This window comes from Methylobacterium bullatum, assembly GCF_014845095.1.
Taxonomy (GTDB): Bacteria; Pseudomonadota; Alphaproteobacteria; order Rhizobiales; family Beijerinckiaceae; genus Methylobacterium; species Methylobacterium bullatum.
On the sequence record NZ_NKUG01000082.1, the window covers coordinates 1 to 24,842 of the forward strand.

24 protein-coding genes and 1 pseudogene are annotated in these 24,842 nt (G+C 67.2%); 15 read left to right on the plus strand and 10 right to left on the minus strand.

Annotated elements, in window-relative coordinates:
- The 7 genes from MBTS_RS12635 to MBTS_RS12665 all read right to left on the minus strand — a co-directional run.
- On the minus strand, positions 1 to 770 hold a 770-nt coding region (locus tag MBTS_RS12635; protein WP_192215799.1), incomplete at its 3' end, for a metallophosphoesterase.
- Positions 767 to 1,309 carry a metallophosphoesterase gene (locus MBTS_RS12640; protein ID WP_018044323.1) on the minus strand — a complete coding sequence of 181 codons (543 nt, stop codon included), beginning with the start codon at positions 1,307 to 1,309 and terminating at the stop codon, positions 767 to 769. The genes MBTS_RS12635 and MBTS_RS12640, both read right to left, overlap by 4 nt.
- Before the next feature lie 154 nt (positions 1,310 to 1,463).
- Entirely contained in the window at positions 1,464 to 2,753 is a 1,290-nt protein-coding gene (locus MBTS_RS12645) for a Y-family DNA polymerase (protein WP_018044322.1), read from the minus strand.
- Positions 2,750 to 3,178 carry a LexA family protein gene (locus MBTS_RS12650; protein ID WP_018044321.1) on the minus strand — a complete coding sequence of 143 codons (429 nt, stop codon included), beginning with the start codon at positions 3,176 to 3,178 and terminating at the stop codon, positions 2,750 to 2,752. The genes MBTS_RS12645 and MBTS_RS12650 overlap by 4 nt, the downstream gene beginning before the upstream one ends.
- A gap of 193 nt (positions 3,179 to 3,371) precedes the next feature.
- Positions 3,372 to 5,375 (minus strand): AAA family ATPase, encoded by a 2,004-nt coding sequence (locus tag MBTS_RS12655; RefSeq protein ID WP_018044320.1) that lies wholly within the window; start codon positions 5,373 to 5,375, stop codon positions 3,372 to 3,374.
- Between the two features lie 57 nt (positions 5,376 to 5,432).
- Complete coding sequence (locus MBTS_RS12660; RefSeq protein WP_026176012.1) at positions 5,433 to 7,037, minus strand: DUF2235 domain-containing protein; 1,605 nt, start codon at positions 7,035 to 7,037, stop codon at positions 5,433 to 5,435.
- Between the two features lie 41 nt (positions 7,038 to 7,078).
- Entirely contained in the window at positions 7,079 to 7,657 is a 579-nt protein-coding gene (locus MBTS_RS12665; RefSeq protein ID WP_018044318.1) for a toll/interleukin-1 receptor domain-containing protein, read from the minus strand.
- A 354-nt stretch (positions 7,658 to 8,011) separates the two neighbouring features.
- Between MBTS_RS12665 and MBTS_RS24245 the strand changes: the two are divergent.
- Positions 8,012 to 8,368 (plus strand): annotated as a pseudogene (locus tag MBTS_RS24245) (hypothetical protein); the annotation flags it as partial.
- A 137-nt stretch (positions 8,369 to 8,505) separates the two neighbouring features.
- Here MBTS_RS24245 and arsH read toward each other — a convergent pair.
- Entirely contained in the window at positions 8,506 to 9,252 is a 747-nt protein-coding gene (arsH, locus tag MBTS_RS12675; RefSeq protein WP_018044316.1) for an arsenical resistance protein ArsH, read from the minus strand.
- 50 nt (positions 9,253 to 9,302) lie between these two features.
- Here arsH and MBTS_RS12680 point away from each other — a divergent pair, with 50 nt between their 5' ends.
- The 9 genes from MBTS_RS12680 to MBTS_RS12720 all read left to right on the plus strand — a co-directional run bounded on the left by MBTS_RS12680 (position 9,303) and on the right by MBTS_RS12720 (position 18,691).
- Positions 9,303 to 9,662: an ArsR/SmtB family transcription factor gene (locus tag MBTS_RS12680; RefSeq protein ID WP_026176011.1), complete on the plus strand. Its 360-nt coding sequence runs from the start codon at positions 9,303 to 9,305 to the stop codon at positions 9,660 to 9,662.
- Positions 9,655 to 10,182 (plus strand): arsenate reductase ArsC, encoded by a 528-nt coding sequence (locus MBTS_RS12685; protein WP_018044314.1) that lies wholly within the window; start codon positions 9,655 to 9,657, stop codon positions 10,180 to 10,182. The genes MBTS_RS12680 and MBTS_RS12685 overlap by 8 nt, the downstream gene beginning before the upstream one ends.
- Positions 10,182 to 10,607 (plus strand): arsenate reductase (glutaredoxin), encoded by a 426-nt coding sequence (arsC, locus tag MBTS_RS12690; RefSeq protein ID WP_018044313.1) that lies wholly within the window; start codon positions 10,182 to 10,184, stop codon positions 10,605 to 10,607. The genes MBTS_RS12685 and arsC overlap by 1 nt, the downstream gene beginning before the upstream one ends.
- A 36-nt stretch (positions 10,608 to 10,643) precedes the next feature.
- Positions 10,644 to 11,939 (plus strand): arsenic transporter, encoded by a 1,296-nt coding sequence (locus MBTS_RS12695; protein WP_018044312.1) that lies wholly within the window; start codon positions 10,644 to 10,646, stop codon positions 11,937 to 11,939.
- 7 nt (positions 11,940 to 11,946) lie between these two features.
- Positions 11,947 to 13,110: an MFS transporter gene (locus tag MBTS_RS12700; protein ID WP_018044311.1), complete on the plus strand. Its 1,164-nt coding sequence runs from the start codon at positions 11,947 to 11,949 to the stop codon at positions 13,108 to 13,110.
- Between the two features lie 44 nt (positions 13,111 to 13,154).
- The gene (locus MBTS_RS12705; RefSeq protein ID WP_018044310.1) at positions 13,155 to 13,550 is read left to right on the plus strand and encodes a hypothetical protein; all 396 of its coding nucleotides are present in this window, start codon (positions 13,155 to 13,157) and stop codon (positions 13,548 to 13,550) included.
- A gap of 82 nt (positions 13,551 to 13,632) precedes the next feature.
- Entirely contained in the window at positions 13,633 to 14,028 is a 396-nt protein-coding gene (locus tag MBTS_RS12710) for a FixH family protein (protein WP_018044309.1), read from the plus strand.
- Positions 14,025 to 15,527 (plus strand): efflux RND transporter periplasmic adaptor subunit, encoded by a 1,503-nt coding sequence (locus MBTS_RS12715; RefSeq protein ID WP_018044308.1) that lies wholly within the window; start codon positions 14,025 to 14,027, stop codon positions 15,525 to 15,527. Before MBTS_RS12710 ends, MBTS_RS12715 begins: the two co-directional genes overlap by 4 nt.
- Positions 15,524 to 18,691, plus strand: a complete 3,168-nt coding sequence (locus tag MBTS_RS12720; protein WP_018044307.1) for an efflux RND transporter permease subunit — start codon at positions 15,524 to 15,526, stop codon at positions 18,689 to 18,691. The genes MBTS_RS12715 and MBTS_RS12720 overlap by 4 nt, the downstream gene beginning before the upstream one ends.
- 171 nt (positions 18,692 to 18,862) lie before the next feature.
- On the opposite strand, the gene MBTS_RS12725 is transcribed toward MBTS_RS12720, so the two are convergent.
- On the minus strand, positions 18,863 to 19,273 hold the full coding sequence (locus MBTS_RS12725) for a response regulator (protein ID WP_051074325.1): 411 nt from the start codon (positions 19,271 to 19,273) through the stop codon (positions 18,863 to 18,865).
- 339 nt (positions 19,274 to 19,612) lie between these two features.
- Between MBTS_RS12725 and MBTS_RS12730 the strand changes: the two genes are divergently transcribed.
- Both MBTS_RS12730 and MBTS_RS12735 read left to right on the plus strand, forming a co-directional pair.
- Complete coding sequence (locus MBTS_RS12730; protein WP_018044305.1) at positions 19,613 to 20,251, plus strand: 2,3-bisphosphoglycerate-dependent phosphoglycerate mutase; 639 nt, start codon at positions 19,613 to 19,615, stop codon at positions 20,249 to 20,251.
- 183 nt (positions 20,252 to 20,434) lie between these two features.
- The gene (locus MBTS_RS12735) at positions 20,435 to 21,496 is read left to right on the plus strand and encodes a YeiH family protein (RefSeq protein WP_018044304.1); all 1,062 of its coding nucleotides are present in this window, start codon (positions 20,435 to 20,437) and stop codon (positions 21,494 to 21,496) included.
- Positions 21,497 to 21,522: 26 nt separating this feature from the next.
- On the opposite strand, the gene MBTS_RS12740 is transcribed toward MBTS_RS12735, so the two are convergent.
- Positions 21,523 to 22,674, minus strand: coding sequence for a TDT family transporter (locus MBTS_RS12740; RefSeq protein ID WP_018044303.1), 1,152 nt, complete (start codon positions 22,672 to 22,674; stop codon positions 21,523 to 21,525).
- A 214-nt stretch (positions 22,675 to 22,888) separates the two neighbouring features.
- On the opposite strand from MBTS_RS12740, the gene MBTS_RS12745 reads away from it, so the two are divergent.
- The 3 genes from MBTS_RS12745 (at position 22,889) to MBTS_RS12750 (ending at position 24,837) form a co-directional block, all read left to right on the plus strand.
- Complete coding sequence (locus MBTS_RS12745; protein WP_018044302.1) at positions 22,889 to 23,122, plus strand: hypothetical protein; 234 nt, start codon at positions 22,889 to 22,891, stop codon at positions 23,120 to 23,122.
- A 78-nt stretch (positions 23,123 to 23,200) separates the two neighbouring features.
- The gene (locus tag MBTS_RS24010; protein ID WP_018044301.1) at positions 23,201 to 23,335 is read left to right on the plus strand and encodes a hypothetical protein; all 135 of its coding nucleotides are present in this window, start codon (positions 23,201 to 23,203) and stop codon (positions 23,333 to 23,335) included.
- 278 nt (positions 23,336 to 23,613) lie between these two features.
- A complete protein-coding gene (locus MBTS_RS12750; protein ID WP_018044300.1) occupies positions 23,614 to 24,837 on the plus strand; it encodes a molybdopterin-dependent oxidoreductase in 1,224 nt (407 codons plus the stop codon).
- Positions 24,838 to 24,842 lie beyond the last annotated feature (5 nt).

Sequence of the window (24,842 nt, forward strand, 5' to 3'; positions counted from 1 at the left end):
GTTCGCTCATCTGAATGCCCCCTTGCGTTGCAGACCACCCGCGTCCGGCCCACCCGGTAATCGGAGGCATAATGGACATGACCGTGGACCCAGACGTCCGGTCCTTGGTCCAGGATGACGTCAGTCAGGTCGGAAGCATCGCACCACCGTAGGTCCGCGTCGCTCCGTGGAAGGCTCGCCGGGTGCGGGGCGTGATGGGTCACCACCACCGTGGGACCGGGGTGGCTGACGGCCAGGGTGTTCTCGATAAAGCCACGGGTGACCCGGTGCATCGCAAGCACCTCCTCGGGCTTGATGCGATTGCGCGACCTCGGACCCGTGCGGATCCGGCGGTAATCGACCATCCCACCACGCCCCTGGGCGGTCCGGATACCGTGGTTCAGGTTGAACGACCCCAGGCGGAAGTCCGTCCATAGGGTACCGCCGGCGAACCGAACGCCGTCGATGATGACCGCGTCGTCGAGCAGGAGATGGATGCCGAGCGCGTCCGCCCGCTCACGCCCCCGGGTCAACTGGTCGTGAATCGTGTAGCGTTCCTCACCCCGGTCCCACCAAAAATCGTGATTGCCTGGCACGTAGACCACCGGCACGCCGGACAAGTGGTCGCCGAGCCAGTCCAGCGCCCGAACCAGGGGCATGTGCACGTCACCGGCCACGACGGCCACGTCGAAACCACCCGCCGGCGCATGCGCGGCAGGGTCCCAAGCATTCTCCTTCCAGTCCTGATGCAGGTCCGAGAACACCCATAGGCGAAGGCCAGGGGCAGTCATGACCCCGCTCCGTTCGTCGCCAAGCGCGCCAGGATCCGGTCCAACGTCACCGGGGCCCAGTCCCAGCAATCCACGCCGACATCGGCACGCGTCGCCGTGCCCGGGACCGAACCATGGGAATGCCCATGCAGGTGAAGGCCACCCCGGTGGGAGCGAGGGTAGCTCACATGAGGGTAATGGCTCAGCCATATGGAGCGCATCACGCCCGCCGGGTCCGGCAGGGCGATCATCGCCACGTCCCGGACGGGCTCGGCCCAGGGGAGGCGTTCACCGATCCGCTCGTGGTTGCCACGGATCAGGAGCTTGCGACCGTTAAGGCGTAGGAAAATCGCGAGCGCATAAGTCTCGGTGCACCGGTATGCGAAGTCGCCCAGGTGCCAGACCGTGTCATCCGGGTGGACGACGGCGTTCCAACGTTCGACCAGGGTCTCGTCGTGCTCGTGAAGCGAAGCGAACGGTCGCTGGGTCTGCATCCTCGGGCTGAGGATGAGAGCTTGATGGCCAACGTGGCTGTCGGCCGTAAAATGTACCTTTGGCATTTTAGCCTCTCGCAATTGCGGAGGCTTCGCGCGCGGCATCGCTCTCCGGGATTAGTCGGTCGGGGGCGGCGCCATGCGTTTCATCGTTACTATCCTTGAAGCTTCCGCGTGATCGCCTGGCCGGTCCCCGAACGCAAGGGGCGTGAGAAGCTTGTCAGGCCGCGGCGACTATCGGAATCTCGTCGAGGCGGGTCGTGTAACGGGGCGACCGCATCTTGAACTTGGTCGACCATTCGCGGTTCGGGGCGAACCCGGCGGCGCCCGGGACGACGGCGCCTCGTCCGAAGCGGCGATTGCAGGCGTCGAGCGCCTCCATCAGGGCGGCTCCCATCTCGCGGTCGAGTTGGCCCAAGCCCGGCATCGCACGCTGCGATGCGGCCAGCGGCATCAGGTCGGTGGTGACCACCCCGGCCTTGGAATAGCGGAACCCGTCCCGCCTGGTCTTCCGGACGCCGTGGGTGGCGGCCTTCACCAGGGCGAGAGTGTCGCTGGTCGCCTCGGGGAGCGTCACGACGGTCGAGACCGAGCGTTGAGGCCGGTCGCGGTCATGCTCCGAGGTGTGGAAGAAGACCGTCACGTGGTTGGTCGCCAACCCCTCGCGGCGGAGCTTCTCGCCGAGTCTGGAGGCATGGGTGGCGACGGCCTGCTCCATGGTGGCGCGATCCTCGACGCGCTCGGAGAACGACCGGGTGACGGCGCATCCCTTACGGGTGGCGGCTACCGTCTCCAGGTCTAGGCAGGCCATACCCCGCAGCTCGTGGACGAGGCGCTCGCCCACGACTGTCATGGCCTTGCGGGCGACGCGTGGGTCGAAGTCGCGGACATCGGCGGCGCTGTCGCATCCCAGGGCTTCCAGGCGCCGGGCGTTTGCCGGCCCCACACCCCAGATGTCGCCCACCGGGATGCGGATGATCCAGTGGTCGTACTGCTCCGGGTCGGTCAGGTCGCAGACCCCTTCGAGCTCGGGTACCTTCTTGGCGATGTGGTTGGCGAGCTTGGCCAACGTCTTGGTCGACCCGATGCCGACGCAGGTGGGGATGCCCGTCCAGGCCCGTACGGTCGCCCGCATGTCCCTGCATAAGGACGCCCGGTCCTGGTTGCGCACGTCGGAGATGTCGAGAAAACTCTCGTCGATGGAGTAAATCTCGATGCGGGGCGAGAAGTCCCGGTAGACCGCGTTCACCCGGGCCGACATGTCTCCATAAAGGGCGTAGTTCGAGGAGTAGACTTGGACACCCTGCTGCCGGCACATGTCCCGGATCTTGAACCAGGGCTCGCCCATCCGGATGCCGAGCGCCTTGGCCTCGTTGGTCCGGGCAATCGCGCAGCCATCGTTGTTGGACAGCACGATCACCGGCACCTTCGCCAGCCGAGCATCGAAGACCCGCTCGCACGAGCAGTAGAACGAGTTGCCGTCGGAGAGCGCGTAGGCCCGGGCGCTCATTCGCAGCGGCGCTTCGCACAGACGGACCCGGAGACGACGCCCCAGACCTCAATGACAGCGTCGGGGGAGAGTTGGAACTCGGGGAAGCGAGGGTTGGCGAAGTGCAGCGAGATGCGCGGCCCTTGGCGCTTCCAGACCTTGAAGGATCGCTCGCCGTCGATGTCGACAACGACGATGTCGCCGTTGCGCGGGGTGAGCGAGCGGTCGACGACGGCGAGGTCGCCGTCGAACAGGCGGGCTAGGATCATGCTGTCGCCGGCGACCCGGACCAGGAAGGTGGCCGGGCGGTTGACGATCAGTAGGCGCTGGAGGTCGATCTCTTCCTCGATGAAGTCGTCGGCCGGACTCGGGAAGCCGGCCTGGACAGGCTTGGCGAGAAGGGACACCGGCATGGAAAAGCCGATGTTTATGCCAGTGATCTGCATGGTGCTCCTCCAAGAGTCCAGGAACAAAAGCAGAACACGTTTGGCCGGTTCCGTATAGCGGCTACGCTTGGGTGCGAAGCCACAATTCGATGAGGTCCCGCCGATGGTGGAGTGGGGAAAACCCGTCTCCCGCGATAGAGGCGGTTCATGCACCCGCCGTCCGCGAAGGGATGCCACGGACGGTAGGGGTGGACTACGTAGGCAGGGCGCCGTTGATCGCCCGGATCACCTTCTCCGCATTGTCCAGGGTGGCCTCGATGGCGGGGGTCTTTTCGTCCAGAACGGCGGGATTGCGAATAAGCCAGTCCGCCGGCGTGAAGTGATCGAACTCTGGCGTGTCGGGAGGCAGCAGCTTGAAGGCCGCCTCCACCCGCTTGACCAGTCGCACAATACCCCCCGCCTCCTTGTCGAGCTTGGCGGTCGTCAGCACACCGCGGCCCTTCAGGCCGTAGGCTCCGTTGACAATGGCGAGGTAGACTTCCGGGTCGAAGATGTCCTCGACATCCCCCTCTGGCAGGCCGAGCACGTCGGGGTAGTTCATGATGCGGTTCTCGGGGATCGCACCTGCGGCCCGGAGTTGCTCCAGCTTGCGCTTGTCGCCCTGAGCCCTGTCGGACATCACCGCGATGTGCAGCTTCGCGCCCTTGAACAGCGAGACGAACGACTGGATCTTGTCGAGGCCGCCGGCCGGGCAGATCGTCCAGCGCGGATCGAGCGCGATACGCTTGCGGCGCTTCAACTGGGCCGAGAGCGCATTGAGGAAGACGAGGTCGCCGGGCCCCTCGACCAGCAAGGTGTGCTTGCCGATAAACAGGGCCTGGGTCACGTCGTAGCCCAGCGCCGCCTGGAGCGGGAACAGCGTGTCCGGATCGGTCGCCAGGACGTCATCGCGCACCTTGGTGCCCTTCGTCGTCGGGAAGCCGTTCGGCCGCTGTTCGATCTGGTCCTCGACGATGCGCGAGAGCGTCAGGTCGTCGGGTGGAACCATGAACGGCGAATGGGTCGAGAACACCACCTGGTGGTGGGGCACCAGCTTGTCGCCGAAGTACCTCAACAGGTCGGCCTGGGCCTTTCCGTGAAGGGTCAGCCCTGGCTCGTCGAGCAGGAGCACCAGGCTGCCGCCCTGCTTGCTGACCTGGGCGAACTTCACCAGGAACGAGAAGAACCAGATGAAACCGGCGCTCCGCTCCGAGAAGGGGACCGAGACGCGATGCAGGATGTTTTTGACGCGGGCGCGCGCGATCACGCCCTCGTCAAACGGCGCGGGGTCGTTCGGCTCCGCCTTTGTGACCCTGACCTCGATCTCCAGGAACGGGTTCTGGGTCCAGTATTCCCGCAGTTGGTCGGTGATCGCGTTCGACGCGGATTCGCATTTCGCGTTCAGCGACTCGTAGGTCTTCGACTCGCGGATCTCCTCGACCGAGGTCCCGGCGAACTCCAGGAAATCGAGGAAAACCAGCTCGGGGACTTCGAGAGGCTCGCTCGACCTATGCGGGCGGCGACCAAATCGATGGACGCCGCCATCCTCGTCCCTCTCGATGTCGTCGACGCGGATCTGGCCGGCCATGCGGTCGTAGTGCGAGAAGTACATGAAGCTTGGGCAGGCCGAGCGAACGTGGCTCGCAATAGCGTTGAGCACCGATTTGCCTGGCAAGGCTTCCAGGGCATCCAGTAGCGCCTGTTGGGCTGCGGATATTTCCTCCAGGCCCTCCAGGGCCTTCCGGACCGCTGCCGCCGAACCGGAGGCCGCAAAGGCGCGTCGCTCATCCTCGGTTAGCCCATGCCTGTCGGTGAGGAAGGCCATGCAGGCGGCCTCGTCGAGGTGCACGGTCACTCCGATCCCGCCACCGTAGCGCCGGCTGAGGGTCACCTGGGACGACGCGAGGCAGCCGGGCCCGAAAGATGCGGCGAGGTCGTTCATCTCGGCGTCGGACAAGGTCCACCGGGTCGCGATGACCATGGCGTCGTCGTCCGCGTGACGCCTCTCGTATTCGTTCAGGTAACGCCGCGGGTAGTCCCGCTCACGGTCGAACGTGATAGGCGTCGACGCATGAGGTTTCAGGCCGGCGAGCGCGTGAAGCAGTGCCGTCTTGCCTGCCTCGTTCTTGCCGACGAGGCAGGCCATGTCGCCGAGGGTGATCTCGCCGGAATCCTCGACGCTGCGAAAATTCGTGACCCTGAAACTGTCGAGCTTCATCCGAGACCTCGTTGTCCGGTCGGCCTCGGCGGAGGCCTGCATGTGAAAGGATGATGGTTAGGGCGTGCCCGGAGCCGAAGCCTGCGCGGGTGCAGGGGCGGCCGGAGATCCGTCGTTGAAATCCCCGTGGGTGGCCAGCGCCTCCGGTCGGTAGGGGCCCCTGCCGGTGCATTGCGTCACCTCGGCCAACCGGAAGCGCCGGTAGACGGTCTCATGGACAGGCGCCCCGGGCGGCACGTAGCGTGGCTTCACCGCCCAGCCCAGCCTGCCGGCCAATGGCAGGAGCCAGCCGGGGACGATGCCCGCGATGGTGTCGCGCATCCCGGCGACCTCGCAGTGCTGCATGCCGTCGAAGGCCGGGTGCAGGTGCAATCGCCCGGTACCCGTCTTGCCCGGTTCCATCCCGTCGACCAGGAGCGGATACGGAATGGTCGTGGCCTCCTCGACCATCCAGTCCAGCGCGATGTCGGAGAGCCGGCTTTCGACCTCGGGATAACTCCCGCCCACGTCGGAATGGTTGCCTGCGAACCACATCTGGATCAGCGGATCGGGCTCGTCGCCGACCCTTTGGCGAATGGCGTCCTTCTTCGCCCATTCGACACGGGGGAAGTCGGCGCGGGTCTCGTCGATTGCCAGGGCGTGCCGACCGTAGCCGACGTGGCCGCTGAGGAACCTGTCGTAGTTCCCGGACCGCCATTGCGCGAGGTTGAAGCGCGTCTTGCCGTTGACGGGGGAGTTCACGATGAACTTGATGGTGGTAGGAAGCCAGCGCCACAGGACGAAAGCCGCGCCGAGGATCGCGACGACCGCGAACGGCTTCCAGAACCCCGTATGGAATGCAAGGTCGAGCACGACCGACGGCCCGGCGGCGAGCACGGCGGCCAGCGCGAACAGCCCTGCCGCGAGGCCCCAACGCCGTACGCCGACCGATCCGAGGGATGCGACGGTGTCGAACACGCCTACGAAATGAGGAGCCACGTTCGACCTCAGGTCGTCGCCTGACCCGTATCGGTGCCGGAACCGACGCGCCAGCTCCTGGCGCTCCCGGTCGTAGTCGCCCCGAGGGGACCCGGCGCCATACTCGTAGACTCCCATCACCGCCTCGTTGGCGATGTCGCGGGTCGTCTTCCGAAACCGTGGAAGGTAACTGCCGGGGGGTAGTGCCTCGGCCGGCGGCGGGAGCGCGTGCTTCCGGCCTGGAAGCTTCTCCTTCATCCATTGGCCAACCGCCGCCCAAAGGCTTGGGGCCTTGCACTCGCCCCCGGGCGCAATCGTCGGGACGCCACACAGGAAGAGCACGTTTGCCACGCAACGGGCCGTGTAGGCTCCTCGGCTGAAGCCCACGAGGAAGATACGGTCGCCCGGCTCGTAGTGGTCGATGATGAAGGCGTAGCAGTCGGCGATGTTCTTCGTGATGCCGAGGCCCGTCACCGAGGACAGGAGCTTCTGCAGCCTTCGGTAGGCGCTCAGCAACCCGGTGGCTGAGCCGTCGGTCCCCAACCCGGGGTCGTAGAACGCCACCTGATCCTTCGGGTCGATGCCGCTGTCCGGGCCAACCCGGCAGACGCGATAGAGTTTGTAGACGTTGCTGAGGCGCTGCTCCTCGCGCAGCCCGCCCTCCTGGCCGGTCCCGTCCGAAAAGACGACAATGTTCTTCGGCATGCCCATTCCGACCCCACGGGCCGCCCCCCGAATTATATGGTTCAACCGGAAACCCGACTTCGCGTCGGCGGACCGTCCTTGGTCCGCTTCGGGCCCGTGGCCCCCTTCATCCGTCGAGCGCCGGCGGTCTTGGCGTTCCCTGTGGATGCCTTGCTCCTGGCCGCCCTGGCAGGCCTCGCTTTGGCATCCTCGGCCAGCGAGGCGCGCACCGTCCTGACCGCCCCGCGGATGCCCTGGGTCACGTCGTGAAAAGCCTCGTCCGCGGTTCGCCAGTTGCTCACCACCCGGCCGTCTCGCGGCAACACCTTTAGCGCCGAAGCGCCGGTATCCTTCCAGTCGCAATGGCGGAGCACGACGACCACCACACGCATTGCGCCCCTGGCCCGGCGGCCCATCGCACGGCGGTACTCCAGTTGGCACCAGTGGCTGTGGATGTACTCGGGGCTCATCAACGCCACGAAGACGTGGGCCTCCCGAAGCTTACGGGAGATCTTGCTGTTCAGTGCGTCACCGGCTTCCATGTCGCCATCGAACCAGGTCTCGACCTCGTCGCGCTTCAGTTGCGCCAGGTGGACCTGCAGCTTTGCCTGCTGTGCTGAGTTCGCGTGGCTGTAGGACACGAAGATCCGAACCGTTGGCTTCTTCGTCTTCGCCTTTGGTGCGCTCGGCTTTGGCGGACTGGAGGCGCACGCGACCGCCGCCCCTTTCGTCTTGGGTGGTGTAGCCTTCCTGGCCCCTGGCCCGGATTTCGTGCGCAATGAGCCCCCCAGGCGGCGGCCAAGTTCAGGAATAATGTCGTCTGAACACGTTTTGTTCCAGTCGTCCTGCGCTCATCCTGCGCTGTGGATCTCTCCCGCTCCGAGCTTGCGGGATTTGGGCCCGCGATGCGATCACCGCCGCCTCAAGAAGCGCTCACACGATGAAAATCAGGGACCGCCACCCTCGACTCTGACCCCTGGAGCGCCGCGAAAAGCGATATCGAACGCATACTCGTCGAAACCCACCAGGAGTTCGGTACCCGCCAACTCGAAGCTAACGTGGGCTACATAGACCGGGCGATTGGCATGGTCGCCGACGCATCAGATACACCTTCGTCGAAAGCCAGGCCCAACCTCGGTCCCGAAACGCGTTCCCTCCACGTTGCACTCGCGACCGGACGGAAGGGAGGGCCGTCCCATGTCCTGTACTATCGGGTGCAGGGGGACGGGCATGGGCACGCTGAGGTCGTCATCCTCCGAGTGCTGCCCGACAGAATGGAGCCGCGTCTCAGGCTGGCCGTCGATCTCGACCTGACCGATGATGAGGACGACACACCCCAACCGGGGATGTGACGGCCGGAGGCAGCGAGATCATCCGCCGATCTTGCCTTCGGATGCCATCCTGAACCGAATATCGCTGTGACGTCGAAGGGCTGTCTAACGCAACTCGCGGCCACTCGGCTTTGATCCAACACCCCACGGGCAGTGGTTCAGCGCTTGACGAACCCGATGTCGACGGCGACGGCCTTGAGGCGCTCAGGCTCTCGCTCTTTCCGTTCGGAGTAGCGGTCAACGAGATAGGAGGAGCGCTCGCGGGTCAGGAGCGTGAACCTGACCAATTCCTCGCAGACGTCGACCACCCGATCGTAGAGCGGCCCAGGCCTCATCCGGCCGGCCTCGTCAAATTCCTTATAGGCCATCGGGACCGAAGACTGGTTCGGGATGGTGATCATCCGCATCCAGCGCCCGAGCACACGCAGGCCGTTGACCGCGTTGAAGGACTGCGAGCCGCCCGAGACCTGCATCACGGCCAGGGTCCGGCCCTGCGTCGGGCGCACCGACCCTTCCGACAGGGGGAGCCAGTCGATCTGGCTCTTGATCACCCCGGTCATGGCGCCGTGGCGCTCGGGGCTGACCCAGACGTGGCCCTCGGACCAGATCGAGAGGTTCCGGAGTTCCTCGACCTTGGGGTGATCGGCCGTGGCGTCGTCGGGCAGCGGCAGGCCGTGCGCGTCGTAGATCCGCACCTCGCCTCCCATCGCCTCCAGGAGACGCGCGGCCTCGTAGGCCAGGAAGCGGCTGAAGGAACGCTCCCGGAGCGAGCCGTACAGGATCAGGAAGCGTGGGGCGTGGGTGAACGGTGCCTGCACCTGAAGGTCGGTCGCCGCCGGGACCACGAAGTGCTCCTCGCTGAGGTTGGGCAATCCATCGGCGAAAGGCTGTTGGGGCTTGTCCAAGACGCTTCGTTCCTTTACGTTTCAACGATGGTTGAGATATTGACATCATGATGGACGAACGGCAAGCCGTCGCCGCCTTCGCGGCCCTTGGGCAGGAGCATCGCCTACGCATCGTGCGCCAGCTCGTCACCGCCGGCCCTGAAGGCATGGCGGCCGGCATGCTGGCCGAGGCGGTCGGCGTCTCGGGCACCAACCTGTCATTTCACCTGAAGGAGCTCAGCCATGCCGGGCTGGTCACCTCGCGGCGCGAGGGACGCTCGATCATCTACAGCGCCGCCTACCCGGACCTGTCCGAGCTCATCCAATTTCTGATGCGCGATTGCTGCCAAGGGCGACCCGAGGTCTGCGCCCCCGCCGTCGCCGCGCTCGCCGCCTGCTGCCTGCCCACCGGAGACACCGCTCATGCCTGACCGCGTCTACAACGTCCTGTTCCTCTGCACCGGTAACTCCGCTCGCTCGATCCTGGCGGAGGCCATGCTCAACAAGGAGGGCCAGGGTCGTTTCCGGGCCTTTTCCGCCGGCAGCCAGCCGAAGGCGGACGTGAACCCGCTCGCCGTTCAGGTTCTGCGCGAGACGGAGTACCCGACCGAGGGGCTGCGCTCGAAGTCGTGGGACGCGTTCGCCGGCCCCGACGCGCCGGTCATGGATTTCGTCTTCACGGTCTGTGACAACGCCGCCGGCGAGGCTTGCCCCTACTGGCCCGGCCAGCCGGTGACGGCGCACTGGGGCATCGAGGACCCTGCAGCCGTCGAAGGCAGCGACATGCAGCGCAAGGCGGCGTTCATCACCGCCCAACGCTACCTGAAGAACCGGATCGGAGCCTTCGTCGCTCTGCCGCTCGACAGCCTTAGTGGCGTGGCGCTCTCGTCCAAGGTGCGCGAGATCGGCCAGCGGGCCGGCGCCACCTCGCCCCGCCCGGAGGTCGCGTGATGGACGTCGTCATCTACCACAACCCGGATTGCGGCACGTCCCGCAACACCCTGGCCCTGATCCGCAACGCCGGCATCGAGCCGCATGTGGTCGAGTACCTCAAGACGCCACCGAACCGGATCCTGGTGCGCCAACTCGCCGACAGGGCTGGCGTCACCGTCCGCGCTCTGCTCCGCGAGAAGGTCACGCCCTACGCCGAACTCGGGCTCTCGGACCCGAGCCTGACGGACGACCAGCTTCTCGACGCCATCGCCGAGCACCCGATCCTGCTGAACCGCCCCCTGGTGGTGAGCCCGAAGGGCGTTGCCCTGTGCCGGCCCTCCGAGGCGGTCCTCGACCTCCTCCCGGCCCAGCAGGGCGAGTTCGTGAAGGAAGACGGCGAGCGCGTCGTCGACGAGCACGGGCGCCGCGTCGCCACCGCCTGATCCGCTCCACGTACACAAGAACAAGAAACGGTCCCGATGCTCGCCCTTGCCATCTTCGTGGTCACCCTCGTCTTCGTCATCTGGCAGCCGAAGGGGCTCGGCATCGGGTGGAGCGCCCTCATCGGGGCCGCCGTGGCGCTGGCCACCGGGGTCATCAGCCCCGGCGACATCCCGGTGGTCTGGCACATCGTCTGGGACGCGACCTTCACCTTCGTGGCGCTGATCATCATCTCGCTGCTCCTCGACGAAGCCGGCTTCTTCCATTGGGCGGCGCTCCACATCGCCCGCTGGGGCGGCGGCCGGGGACGCCTGCTCTTCCCGCTGCTCATCCTCCTGGGTGCAGCCATCGCGGCGGTGTTCGCCAATGACGGGGCGGCCCTCCTGCTCACCCCCATTGTGCTCGCCATCCTGCTCCGGCTGAACTTCAAGCCGGCGGCCGCGCTGGCCTTCATTGTTGCCTGCGGGTTCGTGGCAGACTCGACGAGCCTGCCGCTGGTGATCTCGAACCTCGTCAACATCGTCTCGGCGAACTTCTTCGACATCTCCTTTAGCCGCTACGCGGCCGTGATGGTGCCGGTGAACCTGGTCTCGTTGGCAGCGACCCTGGTGGTGCTGTGGCTGTTCTACCGGCGCGACCTTCCGGCCACGTACCCGGTAGCCGAGCTCGAAGCGCCGCGCCACGCGATCAAGGACCCGCTGGTCTTCCGGGCGGCCTTCCCGCTCCTCGGTCTGCTTCTGGTCGCCTACTTTGTGACCGCACCGTTCGGCGTGCCGGTCTCGGTGGTCACCTGTGCCGGCGCACTGATCCTCCTGGCGCTGGCCAACCGCAGCCGCGTCATCCCCATTCGCAAGGTCCTGACCGGCGCCCCCTGGCAGATCGTGCTGTTCAGCCTCGGCATGTACCTCGTGGTCTACGGCCTGAAGAATGCCGGGCTGACCGGCTACCTGGCGCAGGGGCTCGTATGGCTCTCGGGCTTTGGCCCGTTCGTCGCCACCATCGGGACCGGGTTCGCCGCCGCCATCCTGTCCTCGGTCATGAACAACATGCCGAGCGTGCTGGTGGGTGCACTCTCAATCCAGCAGGCCCCAAATCTCTCACCCCTGACGCGCGAGCTCATGATCTACGCCAACGTCATCGGCTGCGACCTCGGCCCGAAATTCACCCCCATCGGGAGCCTGGCGACCCTGCTCTGGCTCCACGTCCTCGACACCAAGGGCCAGCACATCACGTGGGGCCAGTACATGCGGGTGGGTCTGGTCATCACGCCGCCGGTGCTCCTCGTCACCCTGGCGGCCCTTACAGTGTGGCTACCCGTTCTTGGGGCGCGGTAGCGAACCGATGACCCCGGCGCGCCGCTGGCCCGTGATCTCGGCCCTGGGCGTGATCCAGATCCTGACCTGGGGCTCCTCGTTTTATCTCCTGTCGGTTCTGGCCGCGCCGATGTCGAAGGATACGGGATGGCCCCTCGGCTGGGTCATCGGAGGGCTGTCCCTCGGCCTCCTCGTCGCGGGCTTGGTCTCGCCACGGGTCGGAGCGTTCATCGGGGAGCACGGCGGTAGGCCCGTTCTGGCCTTCGCGGCCGTGGTCCTTGCCTTGGGCCTCGGCGTCCTCGGCCTCGCGCCGAACCTGCCGACCTACCTGGTGGGCTGGCTCCTCGTCGGGCTCGGCATGGGCACCGGCCTGTACGATCCGGCCTTTGCCACGCTTGGTCGGCTCTACGGCGCCGAGGCAAGACCCGCCATCACGACCCTGACCCTGTGGGGCGGCTTCGCCAGCACGGTGTGCTGGCCGCTCTCGGCCTTCCTGATCGAACGGGTAGGCTGGCGCGGCACCTGCCTCGCCTATGCCGGGCTGCACCTGGCGGTCACGCTTCCCCTCGTCCTGCTCGTCATCCCGCACCCCCCTGCCCACGGGCCAGCACGTTCCGAGGGCCCGGTCTCGGCCGTCCGGCTCGATGCACGCGAGCGGCGTGCCTTCCTCCTCATGGCGGGGGTCCTGACCCTCGGCGGCACCGTAATGGCCATGGTCTCGGTGCACCTCATTACCCTTCTCCAGGCCCGTGGCGTGGCGCTGACCTCGGCCGTCGCATACGGCGCGCTGATCGGCCCGTCACAGGTGGGGGCGCGCATCGTCGAGATGGCCGGGAAGGGCCGGCATCACCCTCTATGGACCCTCACCGCGGCGATGGTCCTCGTCGCCATCGGGGTCGCGATGCTGGCGGCTGGTCTGCCCGTGGTGGGGCTGTCGCTGGTCCTCTACGGCGCCGGCAACGGGATCTATTCCATCGCCCGCGGGACGGTGCCCCTCGCGCTGTTCGGTCCCGAGCGCTACGCCCCGCTCGTTGGCCGGCTCGCCCGTCCGGGGCTGGTGGCGCAGGCGCTTGCGCCCTCCCTCGGGGCGGTCGTGCTGACGCAGGCGGGCGCCGATGCGACCTACGCCCTCTTGACCGTGCTCGCCCTCGCGAACGTCGCGCTCGCCGTATCCCTCTGGCGCGTCCGGTAGTCACCTCCCTTCCTCACCGCTCCGCGATGTGGCATCGTCCGTCCGTGACCTTCTGGCTCGCCCTTCGGCGGCTGCTTCCGCTCCTTGCGGTCCTCAGCCTCGCCCTTGCGCCGGTGACCGCATCCGCGGCCGCCGCGGGCATGCATGCGCCGATGGCCGCTCAGGGCCACGCCATGGCGATGCCCGACGAGGCCATGGACGACATGGCCGGGATGGCCATGGACGAGATGCCGTGCTGCCCCAAGGAGCGGCCGGACATGCCCGACTGCTCGAAGGGCTGCCCCCTGATGGCACTCTGCCTGGCGAAGGTCGCCACCGGCCTGCCCGGCGCCTTAGGGTTGCCGGGACGCGTCGCCGTCGTCGAGGGGACTGCGTGGGCCGTCACCGCCTCCTTCGACAGCGTCTCGCAAGGGCCACCCTCCGAGCCTCCCCGAGCCTGAACCCGATGCCGTCGGCGCCTGCGCCGGCACGGTGACGCGCGTCCGCGCGTGGCCATCCATCGCGTTCAGGAGACCCCACATCGTGACCAAGACATCGTTTTCGCGCGCCCTCACGGTTGCGCTGCTCGGCCTCGCCCTCACCGCCGCGGCCCGGGCCGACACCAAGGACTACGAGTTCCAGCTGGTGAAGGACGAAGCCAAGCAGGGCGAGGCCATCCTCGACGTCCGCCTCGTCGACAAGCGCACGTCCAAGCCCGTGCCGAACGCCGTCATCTTCGCCAAGCGCATCGATATGGCGCCCGACAGCATGGAGGAGATGACCTCCAAGATCGAGCAACTGCCCTCGCCGGAGCCGGGCCTCTACCGGTTCAAGGCGAAGCTGACGATGGCCGGCGGCTGGCGCCTCTCGCTCGGGGCCAAGGTCCAAGGCGAGACCGGCACCGTCGAGAACAAGCTGGTGTTCAAGGCCACCAAGTGAGCCGGACGGCATGGCTGGCCGGGACCCTCGCCGCGCTCGCGGCGGGGGGGCTGGGCTATGGCGCGGGGCATGAGGGCAGCCCCGTGCCGGCGCTCGTCCAGCAGGCGCGGACCGGGTTCGCCCATTGGCTGCCGGGTGCACGGCCGGCCTCCCCGATGCCCGCGCAGGCTCCGATCAAGGCGACGGGTTCGGTGGTCTACTACCGAGACCCGGACGGGAAGCCGGACTACGCCTCCGAACCCAAACAGACGGCGGACGGTCGCGACTACCGCGCCGTCCACGCCAGCGAGGACGTGCGCTTCGACGAACCCGAAGAGGCGGAAGCCATGCCTGACGCCGGCCACGGCGACATGGCCATGGCTCAGGCCAAGACGCCCGCGAGCGCCCGCAAGGTGCGCTTCTACCGCAACCCGATGGGCCTTCCGGACACTTCGCCGATTCCGAAAAAGGACTCGATGGGGATGGACTACCTCCCCGTCTACGAGGGCGAGGACACCGACGACGGCACCGTGACCCTCTCGCCCGGCAAGGTCCAGCGAACCGGCGTCCGGACGGAGGTCGCTGCACGGCGCGTCCTATCCATGCCGGTGCGGGCTCCTGGAACCATCGAGGAGGACGAGCGCCGGATCTCGGTCATCGCGATGCGCACCGACGCCTTCATTGAGAAGGTCGAGGCCGTCACCACCGGCGACCACGTCCACAAGGGCCAGCCGCTCATGCGCCTGTTCTCGCCCGAGATGAACGCGGCCGCCGCGCAGTACCTCACCGGCATCGGCTACGAGGGCGCCCGGCGCCGACTGGAGAACCTCGGCATCCCGCCCGAGGCCATCGACGAGATCGAGCGATCCCGAAAAGTGCCGGCGACCATCACGTGGTCGGCGCCACGCGACGGCGTCGTGGTCGAGCGCAACGTCTCCGACGGCATGCGCGCCAAGTCCGGCGACACCCTGTTCAAGCTCGTCGACCATACCCGGGTATGGGTGCTCGTCGACGTGACCGAACGCGACCTGGCGTCCGTGGCGGAGGGCCAAACGGCGACCGTGCGTGCCCGGACGTTTCCCGACCGGACCTTCACTGGCACGGTGACGCGGATCTATCCGCACCTCGCCATGGGGACCCGGACGGCCCGCCTGCGCATCGAGTTGCCGAACCTCAACGGCGACCTGCGGCCCGGGATGTACGGCGACGTCGAGATCGCGACCGGGAACGCCAAGCCCGTGGTCGCCGTCCCCGACGACGCCGTCATCGACACCGGAACCAGGCAGGTCGTCCTGCTCGACAAGGGCGAGGGCCGCTTCGAGCCGCGCCCGGTCAAGCTCGGTGCCCGCGGCGACGGCTACGTCGAAGTCCGGGAGGGCATCGCGGCAGGCGACCGGGTGGTGACCGCCGCCAACTTCCTCATCGACGCCGAGAGCAACCTCAAGGCGGCGCTGCAGGGTCTCTCCGAGCCGAAGGTAGAACCAGGTCCGCAGGCGGCGGCCGATGGGAGGGCGCCATGATCGCCCGGCTCATCGGCTGGTCGGCCCGGAATCTGGTTCTGGTGTTGATCGGGACGGTGTTCGCGGTGGGGGCCGGGCTCTACGCCCTGAGGACCCTGCCGCTCGACGCGATCCCGGACCTCTCGGACGTCCAGACCATCGTCTACACCGAGTACCCCGGGCAGGCGCCACAGGTCATCGAGGACCAGGTCACCTACCCGCTGACTACCGCCATGCTGACGGTGCCCCGGTCGAAGGTCGTGCGCGGCTTCTCGTTCTTCGGGGTCTCGTTCGTCTACGTCATCTTCGAGGACGGCACCGACCCATACTGGGCCCGGAGCCGGGTGCTCGAATACCTAAACACCGTGGCCAAGCGCCTGCCGGCGGGGGTGACCCCGACGCTGGGACCGGACGCGACCGGGGTCGGCTGGGTCTACCAGTACGTCGTGGTCGCCAAAGAGCGCACGCTGGCCGAGCTCCGCTCGCTCCAGGACTGGGTCGTGCGCTTCGGGGCCTCTCGTGCCGAAGGCGTGGCCGAGGTCGCAGGCGTCGGCGGCTTCGTCAAACAGTACAACGTGGTCGTCGACCCGAGCCGGTTGCGGGCGCAGGGCATCACCCTGGCGAAGCTCCGGGACGCGATCCGGGCGAGCAACGCCGACGTAGGCGGCCGCACCGTCGAGCTCTCCGAGTTCGAGTTCGTCGTCCGTGGCCGCGGGTACCTCAAGAGCATCGCCGACATCGAGAGCATCGTCCTGAAGACAGAGGCGGGCACGCCCCTGCGGGTGAAGGACGTCGCCCGGGTCGAGCTCGGTCCCGACGAGCGCCGCGGCATCACCGAGATGAACGGGGAGGGCGAGGTCGCCGGCGGCATCATCCTCCAGCGCTTCGGGGCCAACGCCCTCGACGTTATCGCGAGTGCCAAGGCGCGCCTCGCCGAGGTCGCCGCGAGCCTGCCCAAGGGCACCGAGATCCTGCCTGTCTACGACCGGTCGCACCTCATCGAGGCGGCCATCGAGACGCTCAAGGGGACCCTGATCGAGGAGAGCGCCATCGTCGCCCTCGTCTGCGTCGTGTTCCTGCTCCACGTCCGCAGTGCGCTGGTCGCGATCCTGATGCTGCCGGTCGGCATCCTAATGGCGTTCGCGGGCATGAAGGCGCTGGGCTTGGGCGCCAACATCATGAGCCTGGGCGGCATCGCCATCGCGGTCGGCGCCATGATCGACGCCGCCATCGTCATGATCGAGAACGCCCACAAGCACCTGGAGCGGGCGGACCCTGGCAAGCCCCGGGTCCAGGTCCTGATAGAGGCCGCCTCCGAGGTCGGTCCCTCGCTGTTCTTCTCGCTCCTCATCATCACGGTCAGCTTCCTGCCCATCTTCACCCTGGAAAGCCAGGAAGGGCGTCTGTTCGGGCCGCTGGCCTTCACCAAGACGTTCGCGATGGCGGCGGCGGCGGTGCTGTCGGTGACGCTGGTTCCGGCGCTGATGGTGCTGTTCGTGCGCGGCCGCATCGTGCCCGAGCACCGCAACCCGGTGAACCGGCTCCTGATCTGGTTCTACCGTCCCATCATCGCAGGGGTCCTGCGGGCGCGGGTGCTGACCATCCTGATCGCGCTGGGCGTTCTCGGCGCCTCGGTCTGGCCGGCCCTGCAACTCGGGTCCGAGTTCATGCCCGATCTCGACGAGGGCACCCTGATGTACATGCCGACCACCCTGCCGGGCATCTCGGTGACCAAGGCCGGCGAGCTTTTAGGGAGACAGGACACCATCCTGAAGAGCTTCCCGGAAGTCCTGTCCGTCTACGGCAAGGCCGGACGGGCCGCGACCGCGACGGACCCGGCGCCCTCCGAGATGTTCGAGACCATCGTCAACCTGAAGCCGAAGGCGGAGTGGCGCCCGGGCGTGACGCTGGCGAGCCTCAAAGCCGAGATGGATGCCGCGCTCCAGTTCCCCGGTGTCTCCAATGCCTGGACCCAGCCGATCCGCGCCCGCATCGACATGCTCGCCACCGGCATCCGGACCCCCGTCGGCATCAAGGTGCTCGGAACCGACCTCGCCGAGATGGAGAAGGTCGCCCGCCGGGTCGAGGCGGTGGTGAAGGCGGTGCCGGGCACGTCGAGCGCCTATGCCGAGCGCGTCCAGGGCGGGTACTTCCTCGACATCACGCCCGACCGGGAGGTTCTGGGCCGCTACGGCCTATCGGTCGGGGACGTGCAGGACGTGATCGCCATGGCGCTCGGCGGCGAGAGCGTCACCAACACGGTCGAGGGCCGCGAGCGCTACACCGTCAACGTGCGCTACCCGCGCGCCTTCCGGTCGAGCCCACAATCCATCGCGACCGAGGTGCAGGTGCCCATCGCGGGCGGAGGCACGGTCCCCTTGGGCGAAGTCGCCAAGGTGGCACTGACCCGGGGGCCGACCCAGATCCGGACCGAGAACGGGCAACTCGCGGTCTTCATCTACGTCGATGTCTCGGGACGGGACCTTGGCGGCTACGTGGCCGATGCACGGGCGGCTGTTACCGGCGAGGTGAGCCTGCCACCCGGGACCACCCTCCAGTGGAGCGGGCAGGTCGAGTACCTCGACCGCGCCACGGCCCGGCTCAAGATCGTGGTGCCCCTGACCCTCCTGACCGTGTTCCTGCTGCTCTACCTCAACTTTCGCCGGCTGACTGAAACCCTCATCGTGATGCTGTCGCTGCCCTTCGCACTGGTGGGCGGCGTCTGGCTGATGTGGTGGTTGGGCTTCAACCTATCGGTCGCCGTGGCCGTGGGCTTCATCGCGCTCGCCGGGGTCGCCGCCGAGACCGGGGTGATCATGCTGGTCTACCTCGACCATGCGCTGGCCGAGATCCGGACGGAGTGCGAGCGGGATGGGCGCGCCCTATCGCGAAATGACCTGAGGCGGGCGATCATGGTCGGCGCGGTCGAGCGGGTGCGGCCCAAGATGATGACCGTGGTCGCCATCATAGCCGGGCTGTTGCCCATCCTGTGGAGCACCGGCTCGGGCTCCGAGGTCATGCAGCGCATCGCGGTGCCGATGATCGGCGGCATGGTGTCGTCGACCGTCCTGACCCTCGTCGTGATCCCGGCGGTATACGGGCTGGTGAAGGGATGGGGACTGCCGAGATCCGACATGCAGCCGGAACCCGTCGAGGGGCACACGATGCCCTTGGCCGCGGAATGACAACGAGGACGAGACCATGCTGGTGGTCGACGACGAGCCGACGGTTAGGCATGTTGGTCTCCGACATTCTCGAAGACCTCGCCTAACCCGACATCGAGGGTCGCTCGCATCCGGTCGATGATCGAGGAGAGCCGGTAGGAGGCATGGGGCTCCGGCCAACCGATCCCGGGCTTACCTCCGAAGGGGCCCGGGGTGCTTCTCCGACGGCATCGTCTCGCGCACGTGGTGCCGGACCAAGGAGGGGCTGAACGGCTTCCCGATGAACGTCGCCCCATCGGGCAGGTCCCCGGGTTCAGGTCGCACATTGCCGGAGGCGACCACGATGGCGATGTGGGGCCACGTCACGGCCGTCCGCCGCGCCAGGTCGAAGCCGTTGTCCGGCCCGGGCATCTGCACGTCCGTGAACAGCAGCTGCACCTTGCCATGGTGCTCGTCGAGCACCCGCGTCGCCTGGGCGACGTCCATCGCCTCAAGAACCACGAAACCGGCATCCTCCAGGATGTCGGACACATCCATCAGGATGAGGGCGTCGTCGTCGACCACGAGGACATGGGGGGCATCGGCGGGGTCAGGCAGGGGCATGGATACCAAAGGCCGGCCTGGCCGGTAGGTTGCCGCATAACATAGGTTTCTTTTGCGCCATCGGAGCATGGTTGCCTAGCGCCGTTTCCGTAGGTCCCGTGGATGCGGGCCCCTAGTGGTTGAAATCTGACGCTTGGTACCCATTCGCGAGGTCAGCTTGGGGTGGGAAGCAGCTTGGCTGCTTTCAGTCGCGAGACGTTCTTAAGCGGACCTAGGATGACCCGCCGACTCCGGATGAACGGTCCAACCCATCGCATGGTCGAAGTTCGTTGAAGTCGGATGCCGACATCATCAGAGGCGATGCGACCGGCACGAAAGTGCTCTGCCTCGGGAGACAGCGTGATTCACGATTGCAAAGCCCCGGTCACGCGACATCTCGTGCTGGTCCGGCATGGCCAGAGCGTAGCCAACCGATCCGGCCTGTTCACGGGATTGCTGGACTCGCCCTTGACCGAGCAGGGCCGGATGGAAGCCGAGGCAGCCGGGCGGCGTTTGGCCGAGCGCAGCTGGCGCTTTTCCGCAGCCTTCACCTCGACGCTGACGCGGGCGATCGTGAGCGGCCGGCTTATTCTCGATGCGCTCGGGCAACCCGGATTGGTCCCCCAACGCTTCGCCGCGCTCGACGAGCGAGACTACGGCGACCTCAGCGGGCTCGACAAGATCGCCGCCGATGCGCGCTGGGGGGCGGAGCGGATCGAGACCTGGCGCCGCTCCTACGCCGAGGCGCCGCCGAACGGTGAGAGCCTGCGCGATACCGTCGCCCGCATCGTCCCATGCTACCTCCGAACCATCCAGCCGGCGGTTATGGGCGGAGACGTGCTCGTCGTCGCCCACGGCAATTGCCTGCGGGCGCTTGTCATGGCGCTTGAAGACCTGAGCCCCGCGGAGGTCGAGCACCTTGAACTCGCGACGGGCTCCGTCAGGATCTATGAGCTTGCTGCGGACACGACGATCAAGGCCCGCTGGATCGACGGGTGAATCCGCCTGTCGGCCCTCCACAATGGGTCTCCGCAAACTCTGAAGGGGTCCTGCTTTCATCTATTTCAGTGATGGCAAGCATCTAATCATTCCGTTGGAGTGAATGAACGGGCCCTGGGATCCTCCGGCATCACATCGGAGCCATCCATGTCCGCGCCCAGACTTTTCTCCCACCCTCGATCGATGCACGCCTTGGCCGGCACGAGAGCCATCCTTCCGGGACTGGGCCTCTGCGTGGCGGTCACCGCCGCAGCGGTCGGCTTCGAGGCCGTCGAGGCGCATCTGTTCGGTCGCGCTTGGCTCGAAGCCCTGGTACTGGCGATCCTGCTCGGGAGCGCGATTCGCACCGCCTGGACCCCGTCGCAGCGTTTCTTTCCCGGCATCGCCTTCGGGGCCAAGACCGTGCTGGAGATCGCGGTCGTCCTGCTCGGGGCGTCGCTCAGCCTCGCGACGATCCTCGCCGCCGGACCGGGCCTGCTCTTCGGCATTGCGGGCGTCGTCGCGGTGGCGATCCTGTCGAGTTACGGCATCGGCCGAGCGCTCGGGCTGCATCCGCGCATGGCGATCCTCGTGGCCTGCGGGAACTCGATCTGCGGCAACTCGGCGATCGCGGCCACGGCACCGGTGATCGGCGCCGACGGCGAGGACGTCGCCGCCTCCATCGCCTTCACCGCGGTGCTGGGCGTGCTGGTGGTGCTCGGCCTACCGCTGCTGGTGCCGCTGCTCGGTCTGTCGCCGATGCAGTACGGCGTGCTCGCCGGCCTCACCGTCTACGCTGTTCCGCAAGTCCTCGCCGCCACCGCGCCGGTCGCGGCGCTCAGCGTCCAGGTCGGAACCCTGGTGAAGCTCGTCCGGGTGCTGATGCTAGGCCCGGTCGTCCTGATGCTCTCGCTCGGCGCAAGCCGGCTGCGCGAGGAGACCGACGAGGCCGCCCCCGGCGTCACCGCTGGCGACCGCCCTGCTCGCGCCGGCCTCGCGATCCACCGCTTGGTGCCGTGGTTCATCCTCGCCTTCCTGGCGCTCGCGGGCCTTCGCTCGGCCGGGCTGGTTCCGCAGGTCGCGCTCGCGCCGATGTCGGAGACCGCCAATCTGCTCACCGTGGTCTCGATGGCGGCGCTCGGCCTCGGGGTCGATGTGCGCAGCGTCGCCAAGGCCGGGGCGCGGGTGACCCTGGCGGTGGTCGCCTCGCTCGTCGCACTCGGCGCCGTCAGCCTCGGTCTGATCCGCGTGCTGGGCCTCGCTTGAACCGATCGGATGCGCCCGAGGCCCGGTCAGGCCCCGGCGAGGCAGGGCGAGACGAAGAGCTCCCCGCGATAGGCCCCGCGCAACGTGCGCACGGACACGATCAGCCAGAGTAGGGTCAGCAGGCCGACGAGGCCCGCTCCGAGCCAGGCGAACCCGCTGAGTGCCGTCACTTCGCCGATCCGCAGGGTGGCCAGGGCATAGACGCCGAGCGGGAAGATGTAGCCCCACCAGCCGAGGTTGAACGGAACGCCGGCGCGTAGGTAGCGCACGGTGACGGCGAGCGAGAGCAGAAACCACCAGGCGCCGTAGCCCCAGAGGATCAGCGCGCCGATCAGGCCCGTGATCCTGAGGATCTCGGGCGCGCCGGCAAAACCGCCTGCCGCGAGGATCGGGCCACCGGCCTGCCCCAGCACGAGCAGGCCGAGCGCCCCGGTTCCGAGCGGACCGAGGGAGAGCCAGCTCGATGCGGCCATCTCACGCGGTGGCAAGTTGTGCAGCGCCATGCGCAGCACCAGGATCGCCAGGATGCTCAGCGCCAGCGGGACCGAGACGCCCCAGAGCACGAAGCTCGTGACGATGACGGCGAGTTGTTGGCTCTCGCCGCTCAAGGCTGGAGCGAGCAGGCCACCGGAGACGGCGACGACCTCGGCTGTCACCACTGGCAGCAGCCATACGGCCGTCATCTGGTCGATGCGGTGCTCCTGACGGGTGAACATCAGGTAGGGGATCGCGACAGCACAGATCAGAGCGAGCGCCACGTCGAACCACCACAGTGGCAGTGCGATTCGGACGGTCTCTGCGCCGAGATAGGGCGGACCGAATATCAGCAGCCCGTTCAGCAGCGTCGCCAGTGCCATCGGGATCGCCCCGAAGAACATCGACACCGTCGAGTGTCCGAAGATCCGTCGGGCGCCATCGAAGTAGAAGATCCAGCGCGCGCCGTAGACTAGGCAGAAGGTGGCGAAAAGCACGACGGAGGCGAGCCAGAGCCCGAGCGGCACAGGGGCCAGCAGGGCATGCGTCTCCGGCAGACGGTCGAGGGCCAAGGCGACCACGCCAGTGCCCATCACCACGGTGAACCAGTTCGGCGTGAATTGTCGGATCACGTCCCGCGGATGCTGGAGGCGCGAGAGCGGCTTTAGGCCTGTGCTGATCGCCAGCAGACTGGATTCGGACACGGGGCGCTCTTGGGCTTCGGAGGGTCAACGCACCGGCTCTAGCACGACCCCGCATCGCGCGCCGCCGCGATAAACATCAACTCGCAAGCGGCGCTTAATCATCAAAACAATCGATTAAAACTAGCTAATCAAACCATTAGTATGAATGGTTGTCGGCCGCTACCTTCTTGTCATCACGAACCGACGTGACGACCCGACCAGAAGGATATCGACCATGACCCGTACGATCGCTGCCGTCGCCCTCGCCGCCTCCGCCCTCGTCGGCATGACGGGCCTCTCGCAGGCCCAGGGCCTCCGCGCTCCGCAGGTCCGCTTCATCACCAGCCCATCCGCACCGATCTACGGCGACGCCGATGGCGCCAACGCCAAGAACCCGGCACTCCCGGCCTACGCCCGTGGCCGCGGCCAGGAGACCGGCGGCCCGGCGCGGGAACTGATCGGTCGCTGACAGCGCCCCCTTGGCCGCCGGGCATCCGTCCGGCGGCACGTGAAGCCTTCGAACACCCGAATGACAGGGAGATCCATCATGACCCGACCCACCTTCGAGACCACTGACGAGGCCCGGCAGGGCGAGACCAGCGGTCATATGCGCTGGGTCCTGTTCTGGACGGTCGCCCTGACTGTCGCCGCCGTCGGCACCGCCTGGCTGACGATCATCTGATCCGGCCGCCCGCCATTGATCGGAGATCGGAAATCTTCGGATGATCGCAATCGGAGATCGTTCAGATCTCTAACGATCATTGGGTGGAATAATCATCTCGCTGTAGCATCTCGTTCACGGAGAGGACGCCTCTTTGCCGGGATGACATGGATCGACGACCCGAGTTTCCGGCGGCGAGACCGAACCGTCCCGACCGACGCCAATGCCGTCCGCCGACGGCGACACCGAGATCCAGCGACCGGCCGACGCGGCCCAACAAACGATTCCAGGGAGACATCATGCGCCATCTGCACGAACCGTTGAACCGCCGCCTCGTCCTGGGTGGCCTAGGGGTCGGCAGCCTCGCCGCCGCCATGCCGGCCTGGGCCGCGGGCTCGGTGAAGCTTCCGCTGCCCGGCGGCCCGGACGAGCGGGCGCTGACCACCGCCTTTCCGGGCAAGGCCGAGATGATCCTTCAACGCACCCATCCGCCGCTGCTGGAGACGCCGTTCTCGGTGTTCGACGAGGGCGTGTTCACCCCTAACGACCGCTTCTACGTCCGTTGGCACTGGGCCTCGATCCCGACCGAAGTCGATGCCGGCACCTTCCGTCTTAAGGTCCACGGCCACGTCGATAAGGAACTCTCGCTCTCGCTCGACGCCATCGCCGGCCTGCCGCGCTTCGAGATCGCCGCGGTGAACCAGTGCTCGGGCAATTCACGCGGGCTGTTCGAGCCGCGGGTGCCCGGCGCGCAATGGGCCAACGGCTCGATGGGCAACGCCCGCTGGACCGGGGTACGCCTCAAGGACGTGCTCGAACGCGCTGGGGTGAAGTCCGGCGCCGTGCAGGTGCGCTTCAACGGCCTCGACGAGCCCGTGGTCGACGACGCGCCGGACTTCAAGAAGTCGCTCGATCTCGACCACGCCAACAATGGTGAGGTGATGATCGCCTACGCCATGAACGGCGAGCAGCTCCCGCTGCTCAACGGTTTCCCGCTCCGCCTCGTGGTGCCGGGCTGGTATTCGACCTACTGGGTCAAGATGCTGTCCGACATCGAGGTGCTGGACAAGCCCGACGACGGGTACTGGATGAAGACCGCCTACCGCATCCCGGACGTGCCGGGCGCCAACATCAAGCCCGGCCAGACCGGCTTCAAGACGGTGCCGATCAACAGGATGGTGCCGCGCTCCTTCGTCACCAACCTGACCGACGGCGCCAAGGTGGCGGCCGGAACGCCGGTGGCCCTTCGCGGCATCGCTTTCGGCGGCGATTGCGGGGTAAAGGCGGTCGACTTCTCCGGAGACGGCGGGGCGACGTGGTTTCCGGCGCAACTCGGCGCGGACGAGGGCCCCTACAGCTTCCGCCGCTTCGACGGCAGCCTGCCGGCGCTGGCCGCCGGCACCCATGCGGTTAAGGTCCGCTGCACCAATACCAACGGCGTCGCCCAGGGCATGGACCAGGTCTGGAACGCCAACGGCTTCATGCAGAACGGCATAGAGACCGTGTCCTTCCAGGCCGCTTGAGGAGA

What these genes read in the sequence shown, in the direction of transcription:
- MBTS_RS12640 (WP_018044323.1), bottom strand. Translation starts at nt 1,309, where the DNA reads ATGCCAAAGGTACATTTTACGGCCGACAGCCACGTTGGCCATCAAGCT.
- MBTS_RS12645 (WP_018044322.1), bottom strand. Translation starts at nt 2,753, where the DNA reads ATGAGCGCCCGGGCCTACGCGCTCTCCGACGGCAACTCGTTCTACTGC.
- MBTS_RS12650 (WP_018044321.1), bottom strand. Translation starts at nt 3,178, where the DNA reads ATGCAGATCACTGGCATAAACATCGGCTTTTCCATGCCGGTGTCCCTT.
- MBTS_RS12655 (WP_018044320.1), bottom strand. Translation starts at nt 5,375, where the DNA reads ATGAAGCTCGACAGTTTCAGGGTCACGAATTTTCGCAGCGTCGAGGAT.
- MBTS_RS12660 (WP_026176012.1), bottom strand. Translation starts at nt 7,037, where the DNA reads ATGCCGAAGAACATTGTCGTCTTTTCGGACGGGACCGGCCAGGAGGGC.
- MBTS_RS12680 (WP_026176011.1), top strand. Translation starts at nt 9,303, where the DNA reads ATGGACGAACGGCAAGCCGTCGCCGCCTTCGCGGCCCTTGGGCAGGAG.
- MBTS_RS12685 (WP_018044314.1), top strand. Translation starts at nt 9,655, where the DNA reads ATGCCTGACCGCGTCTACAACGTCCTGTTCCTCTGCACCGGTAACTCC.
- arsC (WP_018044313.1), top strand. Translation starts at nt 10,182, where the DNA reads ATGGACGTCGTCATCTACCACAACCCGGATTGCGGCACGTCCCGCAAC.
- MBTS_RS12695 (WP_018044312.1), top strand. Translation starts at nt 10,644, where the DNA reads ATGCTCGCCCTTGCCATCTTCGTGGTCACCCTCGTCTTCGTCATCTGG.
- MBTS_RS12700 (WP_018044311.1), top strand. Translation starts at nt 11,947, where the DNA reads ATGACCCCGGCGCGCCGCTGGCCCGTGATCTCGGCCCTGGGCGTGATC.
- MBTS_RS12720 (WP_018044307.1), top strand. Translation starts at nt 15,524, where the DNA reads ATGATCGCCCGGCTCATCGGCTGGTCGGCCCGGAATCTGGTTCTGGTG.
- MBTS_RS12725 (WP_051074325.1), bottom strand. Translation starts at nt 19,273, where the DNA reads ATGCCCCTGCCTGACCCCGCCGATGCCCCCCATGTCCTCGTGGTCGAC.
- MBTS_RS12735 (WP_018044304.1), top strand. Translation starts at nt 20,435, where the DNA reads ATGCACGCCTTGGCCGGCACGAGAGCCATCCTTCCGGGACTGGGCCTC.
- MBTS_RS12745 (WP_018044302.1), top strand. Translation starts at nt 22,889, where the DNA reads ATGACCCGTACGATCGCTGCCGTCGCCCTCGCCGCCTCCGCCCTCGTC.
- MBTS_RS24010 (WP_018044301.1), top strand. Translation starts at nt 23,201, where the DNA reads ATGACCCGACCCACCTTCGAGACCACTGACGAGGCCCGGCAGGGCGAG.
- MBTS_RS12750 (WP_018044300.1), top strand. Translation starts at nt 23,614, where the DNA reads ATGCGCCATCTGCACGAACCGTTGAACCGCCGCCTCGTCCTGGGTGGC.